Source organism: Chitinophaga nivalis, from assembly GCF_025989125.1.
GTDB classification, from domain to species: Bacteria; Bacteroidota; Bacteroidia; order Chitinophagales; family Chitinophagaceae; genus Chitinophaga; species Chitinophaga nivalis.
Genome location: NZ_JAPDNR010000001.1, coordinates 5731802 through 5746539 on the forward strand (window position 1 = coordinate 5731802; position 14738 = coordinate 5746539).

Genomic DNA, 14738 nt, shown 5'->3' on the forward strand with positions numbered 1-14738 from the left:
TTAATTTTTATTGGATGCCAGATAGCCAACCACTTGATCAATGATCACGCTATTATGCATCCAGGAGTCATGATCTGCGTCAATATTAATAATCTCAATCGGCGCATCTTTTATTACTTCTTTCAAATAGTTATCAGGCACCGAAACATAATGGCTGATAATACGCATCATTTCAGCAGAATTATTTTTCAACATCTGCTCTCCTATCGTCAACGCTTTAAACAGGATCATTCTGGCTGCTACTGGTTTCCCGTTAACATCCGGCGTATAATTTATATTAATCGCGCCCATTTGATCCGTATTTAATACATGAGCCACATGCTTACAGTTGAAATAGGTATCTACCATCTGTAAACTTTCCACCTGCATACCACTCGCTGTCAGCTGCCTGGCTATTTCAAATGCCAGTGCGCCCCCAAAGCTCCATCCAAACAGGTGATACACGCCAGCTGGTTGTATCTTTTTAATTAATTGGATATAATAGGCCGCTAAAAATTCAAATCCGATTTTATCCATTTCCTGTTGATCTAATTTTTGCGCAAGGTGCAAATAATAGTTATTAAATGCGACGATCATCTTGTTCTTAAATTCCGGTATAATGTTACCTAAATAACTTTCCGCACCTCCTTCTGCCGGTGGTAACATAAACAATATCGGATCAGATTCATTTTCAGCATTTATGGTGATGTAAGGATCAAAATCCTCCGTAAAATCACCCGGGATATATTTCACCCCGGCAATGCTACGGTCCAGGTACTCCAGCTGACCATCCGGCAGGTATCTCACCAGGCTTCCTGTTTTATACAATCGTGCATTTATGCCAGCCTGTATTTCAGCCGCTGTCCGGAAAGGATTAGTGATAAAATGCTCCGCTGTCAATGCTGGCTGATTCAAATCCCCATCGGCTACACCCATGCCACCAACATATAGCTCTCCGATAGCTCCCACCGGAACAGGTTGTAAATAGCTGTCCAGTACATACGTTGGTTCGTTCCGGTTATATACCATCTGCTGGTGCTGATCCGGATTGATCCAGGAAAGTGCACGGGTGGTTATTGCTGTGTTATCTGTCAGCTGTGTTATAATCCAGTTCATTCCTGACAGTAACTGTACCATCATTTCTTCTTCAAACAAGACTTCGGCATACTGCAAGGTGATGTTTATCGCCGTTTCACCCTCCTTCACGTTTACGACCAACGGATAAGCAAATGCCGCTGCACTTCCGTGGCATTGTATAGCCGGCGCCTCTTCTCCTCCTTTTCCGACCACTTCTTTTTCGTACATAAACAGGCTATCGAATCCGGTTGCTCTTTCCTGCCATAGTTGATGAACATCCACACAGCTGTGATTTTGCGCCGCTTCCACATCTGCCTGCAGGTCTTTAATGGCATTGATCACATCCCTGTTTTTATGATGCAATATTATCGGCACAATATTACCGTACAATCCTACCGCCTGTGCTATATTATCTACCGGCAGGTAACGGCCCGATACAGGTACACCGGTTACTGTGACATTGTTATTACCATAAAGGCTCAGTTGCTTGTGCCAGCTGTACTGCAACACGGCACTTATGGCGATACCCTGTGTATCTGCCAGCTCCTTCAGGGCTTTATACAATGCACCGGTGATGGTCAGTGACTGTTCCTGCGATTGTAGCACATATCTGTAATCCGACAACCTGATACCCCGCATTTCCGGACGTAATAAACCACTCAGTTCTTCCTGTACGGTCAGCTGACTGATATAGGACTGCCAGTAATTGATATTATCTTTTGCCTGTAACAACAGTTGCGGCTGAGACAATACATAACTGGTATCTTCCTGTATAAGGAGTTGTTCCCCCTCCAATAATTGCAGATAAACCTTATGTACCTCTTTCTGTAACACCGGAATACTCCATCCATCCAGGATCGCCTGATGATAACTGAACAGACAGGTGTATGCTGTCTCACCTGATTTCACGAGCTGCAACCGCCAGAGATTACCTGCGGCGAGGTCAAACAATTCAGATCTATCTGTTACTTGTAACTGTTTCATGTAAGCAGCCCCGTATGCAGTATCCTGATGACTGATATCCGTATAACGCCAGTCCATATATCCGGCTTTATCAATAATCTGTACAGGTACTTTCTCCCATCCGAAGCGTAGCCGCAATGCCGGATAACGTTGCTGTATATACGACCATGCCTGTTTCATGAATGATTCATTCAACGAAGTCGTATAGTGCCACACTACCTGTATCACGGAGGTTTCATGCACGTCTCCTTCACTCGGCTGAATAAATGCTTCCTGCAGGCTGCTGGCGCGATAAATTGCGGCCACCTCTTTTCCCGCCTGCAATCTTGATAAATAGTCTGCCGAGATAATATGATCTACATCACTTGTTGTTAAATAACTGCGGCTCATACCCGATAGATAAACAGCCATTTCTTTCAATACCTGCTGATAAGCTGTAGCCAGCTGATTCAGCCAGTCTGCGCTGAAATTACCTGAAATACCGAACTGTAACTGTCCGTCTATCACCCACCCATCGATACTGATGAGATCATGATTGCTGTTGGCAACGCTTACTGCCAGTCCACTATTTTCGCTGGAAATGTACCAGCTTGCACCAGCTTCGGCTGCCTGATTATCAAATTGTCCAAGGTAGTTAAAACTGATAAGGGGCAAATGCTCCAGTGCATAGCCAAACAATGCCCCATAGCCGATACCGTTAGCCGGCACTTCCCGTAACATTTCCTTGGCGGCTATAATACATTCTCCATAGTGATTTCCCTTCCCTACAATTTCAATTGGATACATCGTTGTAAACCAGCCGGTCGTACGTGTTATATCAATGGTATCAGCTAATTCTTCACGCCCATGCCCTTCCAATACAATATAGTGCCGCTCAAGGTCTGTCATTTTTGATAATGCGGCTCCTAATGCACTCAGCAAAATATCATTGATCTGGGTGTTATAAACATGACTGGTTTGGTGTAATAACAATCCGGTGTGATACACATCCAGTAACAGGGAAGCCGTATGTTGGTGCTCTTCCTGCGCTGCCAACGCCAGCAGGGAGGTATTATATGCCGCTACACCGGCCTGTATCCTGGACCAATAGGCATATTCTGATGCCTGATAGGATGGCTGTGCCATATAATCTGCGACTAATGCCGTCCATTGGCGATAGCTGGTACCTTTATTACCTAAAATGTTCACGGTAGCCAGATCTGACAAGCCTGCCCTATTTGTGCTATCAGACAGATGTCGGTAAATATTGGCCATATCATCCGTGAGTATACGCCAGCTCACCGCATCAATCAACAGGTGATGTGCCGCTATATAAATCCGCGCACGCCCGTCCGGATAATTATACAGATAACCTACCTGCATCAGTTTATCTCCATACAGGTCGAAATCCTGCTGCCATGTTGTTAATACTCCCATCAGCTCCTCTGCACTACCCATCGTATTTACATCCAGGTAACGGACATTTGCAGCCGTCACTGCTTCACTATAATACTGTACATTTTCACGTGTATAACGCAGCCGCAATGCATCATGATAGTTTAATAAACGGATAATTGTCTCTTCCAGCAATGCTTTGTCGAGTGCAGGCACATTAATCAGGAATGACTGGTTCCAGTGAGACCTGTCAGGTAATAATCCTTTCTCTACCTGATCGAAGAACCAGGATTGAATAGGTAGCAAACCTGCCTCTCCTGATAATATGCCTTGTTCTGTATCGACTTGTACTGCCTGCTGCGGCGCCGCTGTTACTACATGTCTGTAAAGTGCAGCAATCGTCCGATAGCGGAAAATGTCCTTCACACTTACATGAATACCCGCCTGCTGTTTGAGACGGCTTACCAGCTGAATGCTGATAATGCTGTCTCCTCCCAGGCGGAAGAAATCATCCTGAATACCAATTTGATGCGCCTCTTTGCCCAGCACCTGTGCATAGATATCACACATGCGTGCCTGCATCTCATCTTCCGGTGCCTGATAGTTGTCAGCTTCCAGCAATTGCGGATCAGGCAGCATACGCCGGTCAAGCTTACCGTTAATGGTCAGCGGCAGTTTTTCCAGGTATATCAATACTGCCGGTACCATGTATTCAGGTAAAGCTGCATGCAAATAGCTGTATAATGATTCGTGGTTCAATTTATCCTCTGCCACATAATAACCTACCAGATATTGACCATTTCCTGCGGGGGCGTCTACCGCCTGTACTACCGCTTGCCGTATGCCCGGCAAGGCTGCCAGGTGGCTTTCTATCTCTCCCAATTCAATACGGTACCCACGAATCTTCACCTGAAAATCATTACGCCCTATGTATTCGATATCACCATCAGCCATATACCGCACCAGGTCGCCGGTTCTATACAACGTGGCATTCCTGTTATCTTGTTTTTCCTGAGTGGTCCGGAAAGGATTCGCGATAAAACGTTCTTCCGTTAACGTTGGCTGATTCAGATAGCCTCGGGATATACCGGCGCCCCCAACATATAATTCTCCAATGGCACCTATGGGTACGGGTTGCAGGCTGCTGTCAAGTACATACACAGTGGTATTCGTAACCGCACGGCCGATATTCGTATTACTGCTACCAGCCGCATAAATATGCCAGGTAGCACATACCGTTGTTTCCGTTGGCCCGTATGCGTTTATCACCTTTACTCCTTGCTGGTGGTAAGCTGCCATCACATGCGCCGGCGTAACATCACCTGCCACGATCAATATTTCCAGATCCAGCAAATGTTCCTGATCAAGTAAGGCCGGCGGTACGGTAGCTACCTGAATATGACCTGCTGCTACATACGCCTGTAACAAAGTAATATCTGTTCTGGTATCACCATCTGCCAGATAAGTAGTGTGGCCATTGATCAGCGCTGTATACAGCTCCCATACATGGGCATCAAATACATAATTGGCATAGAGCAGGAAACGCAGATAGCTGCTGTCCGCTCCCCCCGTTTTCCATCCCAGCTGGTCTGCCTGCAGACAAGCCAGATTAACCACATTATGATGGGCCACCATCACGCCTTTAGGCACACCGGTAGTACCACTGGTGTAAATAACGTATGCCAGATTACCGGTAGTAGCCAGCGGCTCCAGATCGGTAACCGCATACGATGTGCAGATAGCTGCTGTTTCAGTGGCATCAATATATAATGTTTCTACGGTATGCACGGCCAGTTCAGGACGATGCGCTACATTACTCAATAGCAGTCTCGTATTTGTGTCAGACAGGATGTAGGCGATTCGTTCTGCCGGGTATGCAGGGTCCATTGGCACATACGCGCCACCTGCTTTCAATACTCCCAGTATGGCAATCAGCATATGTTCGGAGCGGTCGAGGCACAACGCGATCAGCTCATCCGGCTGAATAACGTACACGTCCCGCAGATAAGCGGCCAGTTGATTGGAACGGGCGTTCAGCTCTTTATACGTCAGCTGTACACCGTTATAGACTACTGCTATGTGGTCTGGCGTGCGCGCTACCTGTTCTTCAAACAGCTGGTGGATAGTTTTATCGGTTGCATATACTTTCGTGGTGTCGTTCCAGTTATAAATAATTTCCTGATGCTGCGCCTGGTCCAGATAATGCAATGATTTGATTTTCCTGCTGCGTTGTGGCGCCAACCTTAATCCGGCAAGCTGACGTAATATTTCTTTATAGGTCCGGATATAGGCCTGCACAGTATCCTCTTCAAAAAGGCTGGTAGCATAATTGAATTCCCCTACCAGTTCTTCTCCGCTATCATCCAACATCATAGTCAGATCATATTTGGCCGCAGCCAGGTCATTTCCGCCATATGGGATAAATAACTGATCACCAGCTACTACTTCTCCGCCGAAGCTCTGCACACCAAATAATACCTGGAATATAGGATGCCGCGATGTATCTGGTGTGACCTCCAGTTCATCCACCAATTTTTCAAAAGGCAGATCCTGATGCAATTGTGCCGCGATTACTGCAGTACCAACCTGCTCTATAAAGTCGACCAACCGCTGCTCCGGATTGATTTCTTCCCGTAATACCAACGTATTCACAAAAAATCCAATCAGCTCGGCCACCTCTCCGTAATGCCGGTTAGTAACCGGGCTACCTACCACAATATCTTTCTGATGACTATAACTGCTCAGGAGGAGATAATAACCACTCAACAACAAGCTATACATACTCACTTTCAATTCTTTCGACAAGGCTTTCAACTCATCAGTAGTCGCTTTATCTATTACAAAACCGATGTCGGCTCCTTCATAACTGATCATGGCCGGCCTGGTTTTATCAGTAGGCAAATGCAGGGTTTCGTAGCCCGACAGCTTGCCTCTCCAATAAGAAAGTTGCTGATCTAATACGGCATCTACCAGATAACGCCGCTGCCATAGTGCAAAATCTTTATACTGCAATGGCAATGGAGGCAATATATAGCTATTCGCTTTCCCCAGCTCGCCTACCCTCAATGCCTCATAATAATGATAACTGTTGTTCAACTCCTGCAGGAAAATATCTGCAGACCAACCATCAAATGCAATATGATGCAATACTATGCTCAGATAATATTCACTGGCACGTCCTGTTGTATGCAAGATCAGCATGTCGGCCAGAATAGGATAGGTTGTTTCCAGGTTAAATACATGGGTAGCCATCTGGGATAAATTCAGCTCCAGCTCATGTCTGTTATAAAGATCAATCACATTTAACGGTAAAGGATGTATAGCATCATCCATTACCAGTTGATAACCGTTGCCGGCCTCGCTTGTTTTGATCAGGCTTCTTAATACTTCATGCCGGTGTACGATGGCCCGCAAGGCTGCAACGAGGCTGTCAATATGTACACTTCCCTGCAATTTCAATACAAGGGGTATGTTATAAGCTGTGCTGCCGCCTTCATACTTCTCAATGAACCATAGGCGTTCCTGTGCAAAAGACAACAGCTGTTCCTCCGGACGTGTCACTACAGGGGCTACGATCCGCACCTCATTGGTATTTCCATCTGAAAGTTGTTTTGCCAACATCCGGATAGTGCGATGCGTGAAAACCTGTGATACCGCGATAGTCGTACCCAGTTTTTTATTTACCTGATTCACGAGGCGGATCGCCTGAATGCTATTACCTCCCAGCCGGAAGAAGTCATCATGTATACTTATGTTTGCGGCCTGCAATCCCAGTACATGACCGAATACTTCGCTTAATTTTGTCTCTATTTCATTTTCCGGTCCATGATACTCCGTTGTATGTATCCATTGCGGATCAGGCAGTGCCCGCAGATCCACCTTACCGTTCACCGTCACTGGCAGCTGGTTCAGATGTACCAGTACACCAGGCACCATATAATCCGGCAGGAAAGTTCCCAGGTACGCCAACAGTATGGATGCATCGATCTGCTCCTCCGCCACATAATAACCTACCAGATATTTGCCTTCTCCGGCAGGGGTATCTTTTGCCAATACCACAGCCTGGCGGATGCCGGCATAAGCTAATAAGCGGGTGGCTATTTCACCTGTTTCGATGCGGTAGCCCCGGACCTTCACCTGGAAGTCGTTACGCCCCAGATAAGCCAGATTCCCATCTGATAAATAGCGCACCAGGTCACCGGTTTTATACAGCCGCGCATTGCGATCTGCTTGTTTTTCTGCTGCGGTCTGGAAAGGATTCGCAATAAACCGTTCTGCTGTTAACGTTGGCTGATTCAGATAACCACGGGCCACACCGGCGCCGCCCACATACAGTTCGCCAACAGCACCTGCCGGAACCGGCTGCAAATAATCATCCAGTACATATAACGTGGCATTGGTAACCGCACGGCCGATATTGGTATTGCTGCTATCAGTCGTATAAATATGCCAGGTAGCGCATACCGTTATTTCCGTTGGCCCATACGCGTTTATCACCTTCACTCCTTGCTGGTGGTAAGCTGCCATCACATGCGCCGGCGTAACATCCCCTCCTACTATCAATATTTCCAGATCCAGTAAATGTTCCTGGTCAAGCAGCGCAGGCGGTAAAATAGCCACCTGAATATGACTTGCTGCAATATACGCCTGTAACAAAATAATATCTGATCTTGTATCGCCATCTGCCAGATAAGTAGTGTGGCCATTGATCAGCGCTGTATACAGCTCCCATACGTGTGCATCAAATACATAATTGGCATAGAGCAGGAAACGCAGATAGCCGCTATCTGCTCCGCCCGTTTTCCATCCCAGCTGGTCTGCCTGCAGACAAGCCAGATTAGCCACATTATGATGGGCCACCATCACGCCTTTAGGCACACCTGTAGTACCACTGGTATAAATAACGTATGCCAGATTACCGGCTGTAGCCAGCGGCGCCAGATCGGTAACTGCATACAATGTGCAGATGGCTGCTGTTTCCGCAGTATCAATATATAACGTTTCCACAGTATGCATGCCCAGTTCAGGACGGTGTGCTACATTACTCAATAGCAGTCTCGTATTTGTGTCAGACAGGATGTATGCGATGCGTTCTGCCGGATATGCAGGGTCCAATGGCACATACGCGCCACCTGCTTTCAATACTCCCAGTATGGCAATCAGCATATGTTCGGAGCGGTCGAGACACAAGGCGATCAGTTCATCCGGCTGAATAGCGTACACTTCCCGCAGATAAGCCGCAAGTTGATTGGAACGGGCGTTCAGCTCTTTATAGGTCAGCTGTACATCCTTATAGACTACGGCGATGTGGTCTGGTGTGTGCGCTACCTGTTCTTCAAACAGCTGGTGCAGTGTTTTATCGGTTGCATATACTTTCGTTGTGTCGTTCCGGTTATATATCATTTCCTGATGCTGCGCCTGGTCCAGGTATTGTAATGACCTTATTTTCCGGCTATGCTGTGCGACTGATGTAAGTGAAGCCAGCTGCGTCAGTATTTCATTGTAGGTGCGTGCATAACCCAGGATAGTATCCTGATTAAACAGGCTGGTAGCATAGTTTAACAGACACACCAACTCTTCCCCGTTGTCTTGCAACATGACGGACAAATCATATTTAGCCACACTGCTGTAATCTGTTTCTGCATAGGGAATAAACATGCTGCCCACTGCTGCCTCTTCTTTATCGGATGTCTCCATTCCAAACGTTACCTGGAAGACAGGATGCCTGGACGTATCCGGCTCCACTTTCAGCGCTTCTACCAACCGTTCGAAAGGAAGATCCTGATACAACTGTGCGGTTGTGGCAGCCACTCCGACTTGTCTGATAAAATCAACCAATGACTGATCCGGATCTATTTTTTCCCGCAAAGCCAATGTATTCACAAAGAAGCCAATCAGGTCTGCCACTTCTCCGTAATGACGATTAGATATCGGGCTACCTATTACAATATCCTGCTGTTTACTATAGCTGCTTAACAACAGGTAATAACCACTCAGCAACAAGCTATACATACTCACCTCCAGTGCTTTTGATACGGCCCGGAGGTCTTCAGCCACCACTTTATCTATTACGAATGCAAAATCAGCTCCTTCATAGCTCACCTGTGCAGGTCTTGGTTTATCTGTTGGCAGATACAATGTTTCATAACCCGCCAGTTTTTCTTTCCAATAAGATACCTGAAGATCCCATACGGTACCTGTCAGATAATTACGCTGCCAAAGTGCAAAATCCTTGTATTGCAAGTGTAATGCAGGCAATACATACGTCGCTGCGCGCCCCGTATCTCCTGCTGCCAGCGCGGCATAGTAAAGATAGCTATGCTCCAGATCACGCATAAAGACAGCCGTAGACCAACCATCAAAAGCAATATGATGAAACACCAGGCTCAGGTAATGCTCTTTCACGCCATCAACTGTATGCAGGATATATACCGCTGCCTGAACCGGATATTCGGCTGCCAGCCGGAATATATATTCCGACATCTCCAACAGGCGTACTTCCAGCTCCTGTTTACTATACAATTCCTCTGTGATGATTGATAAAGGTTGTAATACATCATCCAGTACCTGCTGGTAACTACTACCGGTTTCGCTTGTTCTGATCACACTTCTCAATACTTCATGCCGGTGTACTACTGCTCTCAATGCAGCGATCATGCTATCCGTATGAACACCAGCCGGCAGTTTCAGCACCGTCGGGATATTATAGGCATAACTGCCCCCCTCATAGTTTTCAATAAACCATAACCGTTCCTGTGCAAAAGACAACAACTGTTCTTCCGGATGTAATACGGCAGGCGCTGATATTTTAATGCCACCTCCTTCGCCGGACAATAAATGTTCAGCCAACTTGCGAATGGTTCTCCAGGTGAAAAGTACCGATACATTTACATCGGTCCCCATCACTTTATTCAACCGGTTCACCAAACGGATCGCCAGTATACTGTTACCTCCCAGGCGGTAAAAATCATCCAATACGCTGATCTTTGTTGCATCCAGTCCCAGGGCCTCACCAAATATTTCACACAGTTTTGCTTCTGTTGGATTTTCCGGCGCCTGGTAATTATCGGTATCTGTAAACTGCGGATCAGGTAATTCGTTCCTGTTCAGTTTACCATTGATGGTCAACGGTAATTTATACAGATGTATCAGTACAGCAGGTAACATATATTCCGGCAGGTAACTTCCCAGATAGGCCAGGATATTTTCTTTTTCCAGGATTTCATCTGCCACATAATACCCCACCAGGTATTTACCGCGGCCGGATAAGGAATCTTTCGCCAGTACTACTGCCTGGCGGATACCCGGGTAAGATGCCAGCCGGTTTTCTATCTCACCGGTTTCAATACGATATCCGCGGATTTTCACCTGAAAGTCGTTACGACCGATATATTCGATATTACCATCCGGTAAATACCTCACCAGGTCACCTGTTTTGTAAAGGCATCCATTGCGGTCCTGCTGTTGCTCGGCTGCTGTCTGGAAAGGATTGACGATGAAACGTTCTTTTGTTAAGTCAGGAAGACGCAGGTATCCTCTCGCAACGCCATCTCCTCCTAAGTACAATTCACCTAAAGCTCCGACAGGCACCGGTTTCAAATAGCGATCGAGTACATACCCGGTTATATTGGCGATAGGACGACCAATATGGTAAGCGTTGCTGTCCAGGTTAACCACACAGGAAACCGTTACCTCCGTAGGTCCGTATGCGTTAATCAGCTCATAGTGCTCTTTATTGAGTTTATGCTGCAACGTTGTACTCAGGTGCTCACCACTGGAATTGACACGGCGCAGGGTAGGCACCTTACCAACCGGCAACTGTTCCAGGAAGGAAGGTGTCATTTCCAGATAGGTTACCTTGTTGATCGTCAGTGTATGAATGAAGGCTTCTTCATCACTCCAGCTATCTTTTTTAATGATTAATAATTTATGGCCGTTTAAGAGTGCCAGCAACATTTGCTCAATAGCCGCGTCAAATACATAGTTGGCAAATTGCAATATCACTTCATCCTGTCCGAATCCATAACGTACATGCAGATCCGTTACCAGATTTATTACCCCTCTATGTTCAATCATCACCCCTTTAGGTTTACCGGTTGTACCACTCGTATAAATCACATAAGCCAGGTCGCGGGAGGTACCCGATACCGGTCTGTTATCCGCCGGGTAGTTTTCCTCCAGCATCGACTGCCAGGCTGCATTATCGATACTTTCAACTGCCACCGTTTGTTCCAGGGCTATCAGTCTGGCTGCATGTATTTCATTCGTCAATATGATTTTTGTATCCGTATCAGCCAGGATATATACGATTCGCTCATCCGGGAATGCCAGATCCATTGGCACATAGGCGCCACCGGTTTTCAATACCGCCAATATCGCAATCAGCATATGCTCGGAACGATCCAGACAGAGGGCGATCAGTTCATCCGGCTGAATGTTGTATGTGGCGTGCAGATAGGCAGCCATCCGGTTGGCCTTTTCGTTCAGCTCACGGTAAGTCAGGGTTTTACCTTCAAATATAATAGCTGTCAGGTCCGGCGTTTTGATCACCTGTTCTTCAAACGACTGATGAATGGTTTTATCTGCCGCATATGGCTGCGTTCTATCGTTCCAGTTATATACAATTTCCTGGTACATGGCGGCATCCAGGTGTGTCAGCGCTGTTGTTGTGATATCCGGATTTTCTGTCAGCTGCGTTATCAGCAACTCCATTCCTGACAATAACTGCCTGGCGGTTTCCGCTGTAATCAATTCTCCGGCATACTGTAATTCCGTCCATACCTTGTTCCCCTGTTCCAACACTACAATTCCCAAGGGGTAATCGAGTCTTTCCACATTACTGCGGAATTGTATCGATAATGCATCCCCTTCTTCCCCATCAGTTCCCATAGGAATCGGGTAATTCTCATATATAAACAGGCTGTTAAATAAGCGGTCACCTCCCTGATGTAACTTACCCAGGCTAATGTCGCTCCGGCTGTTCACCTCATTGATATCGGCCTGTAATTTTTTAATGGCAGCGATGACACTACGCGCTTCATGTTCTACGATAACCGGCAATGTATTGATATACATCCCTACTGACTCTTCTATATCGTCCACCGGAATATTACGGCCAGACACCGTCATACCTACCACGGTAGTAGTTGTATTACCATAGAGACTCAGCTGCCGGTGCCAGCAGTATTGCAACACCGCATTCAGGGTAAATCCGTGTGTCACACACAATGCCTTCAACACTTCAAACCTGATTCCACCAATCTCCATCGACTGTTCTTCCGGTTGCAGGACACGCCGGTATGCAGACAGGGTAATATTTCGCTGATCCGGACGCAACAGGCTACTCAAATCTTCCTGTGTGGTTAATTGTCCTACATATGACTGCCAATAAGCAACACTGTCGTCCCTGTGTGTCTGCAGATATTGCTGAGACAATGCATAGCTTTTATCTTCCACTACCTCCACTTCCTGACCTGTCAGTAATTGTAAATAGACCGTGTGTACATAATTCAGTAACAGTGGGGTACTCCAACCATCCAATATGGCATGGTGACTGCTGAAAACACAGGTATAGAGACGTTCTCCACGTTTCACGACGTATAACCGCAACAGGTTACCAACAGACAAGTCGAATTTAGTGGCAAGATCTGTAGTCCGCAGGTTCTCCAGGTGTTTTTCCTGGGTGATGGCGTCCGCTTCACTGATATCTGTATAATACCAATTCAATACGCCTTTTTTATCCACTATCTGTACCAATCCTTCCTGCCAGCCAAAACGAAGCCGCAATGCGCTATAATGGGTCTGTGCATGCATCCATGCCTGTTGTAGCAGGGAAACATCCAGTACATTATCGTATTCAAACACCATCTGAACATGATAAGCACTATCTATCTCTCCCTGACTCAGGGCATGATAAATAAATCCTTCCTGCAGACTATTGGCCAGATATACACCACTGATTTCTCTCTCCGCCTGTAATTCCGCCAGGTATTCAGCAGTAACAACATGATTTACATCACTCACAGTTAAGTAACTCCGGCCGGTACCAGACAGGTTGTCAATAATAGCTATCAATGCCTGCTGATAGGACAAGGCCAGCGTATCCAGCACAGCAGCCGCAAGACGTCCGCTGACAGTAAATTGTAATTGTCCGTTTATGACTAATCCATTAATATTAAGCAGGTGATAGTCTTTGTTGGCAGCGCCATCCCATATACCACTGCTTTCACCGCTGATATGCCAGTTATCCTGATTTTCCGCTGCAGCCTTATCGAATTGTCCCAGGTAGTTAAAGGTAATATAAGGCAGTGCGTTTCCTTCATATCCTAAAAGGACTCCATATCCGATACCATTAGCGGGTATCTTCCGTAACATTTCTTTGGTGGCTACCAGATGTACCCCGTAATCAGTACCCACAGTGACAATCTCAATCGGATACATGGTCGTAAACCAACCCACGGTGCGTGCAATATCAATGGTATCTGCCAGTTCTTCCCGACCATGTCCTTCCAGCAATATATGATGCCGGTCCATTCCTGTTATGTTAGCCAGTGCGACTCCCAACGCAGTTAATAAAACGTCATTAATCTGTGTGTTGTACACCTGATTAATTTCACGCAACAGCAAATTGGTATGATCACTATCCAGCGACAGTACGGCAGATCTTACCTCAGGTACTGACAACGCCATAATTGCTGTATTGGATATTGCTATACCTGTTTGTATTTTCCGCCAGTAATCCCGTTCAGTTTCCCTGTATGCCGGCAATGTACTGTAATCCGCCACTAACGAAGACCACTGACGATAGCTACTTCCTTTATCACCTAAAATAGTGACAGCCGATATATTTTGCAGGGTAGATTTGTCTGTGACACCTGCCAGATAATGATATATTTTTTCCAGGTCTTCACTGATAATACGCCAGCTCACGGTATCAATCAACAAGTGATGCGCGGACACAAATATCCTTGCACGATCATCTGTATACCCTTCCAGGTAGCCAATTTGCACCAGCTTATCTCCATAAATACCGAAACTGTTTTGCCACTGCGTCAAAACACCGGATAGTTGCGCCTCATTATCCAGGGTACGCACATCCAGGTAACGGATTTCATGATCTGACAGTGCTTCGCTGTAATACTGTTTCCTATCACGTGTGTAGCGTAACCGTAACGCATCATGATAATTCAACAGCTTAACGATGGTATGTTGCAGTAACGTTTTATCCAGTGGTGGTACATTTATCAAAAATGCCTGGTTATAGTGATGATAATCGATAAACATTCCTGTTTCCACCTGATCAAAGAACCAGGACTGAACAGGCAACAATGTTACTTCACCTGATA

Annotated in this window: 1 protein-coding gene (cut by a window edge); it reads right to left on the reverse strand. The window is 46.2% G+C overall.

The genetic code is table 11. The annotated features are described in order from the left end of the window. Nucleotides 1-14738, reverse strand: partial view of a non-ribosomal peptide synthase/polyketide synthase gene (locus OL444_RS21985; RefSeq protein WP_264729694.1) — the final stretch only. It continues 90622 nt past the right edge of the window; 14738 of the gene's 105360 nt are visible here — the last part of the coding sequence; its start codon lies beyond the right edge, outside the window — the gene reads right to left on this strand; its stop codon occupies nucleotides 1-3.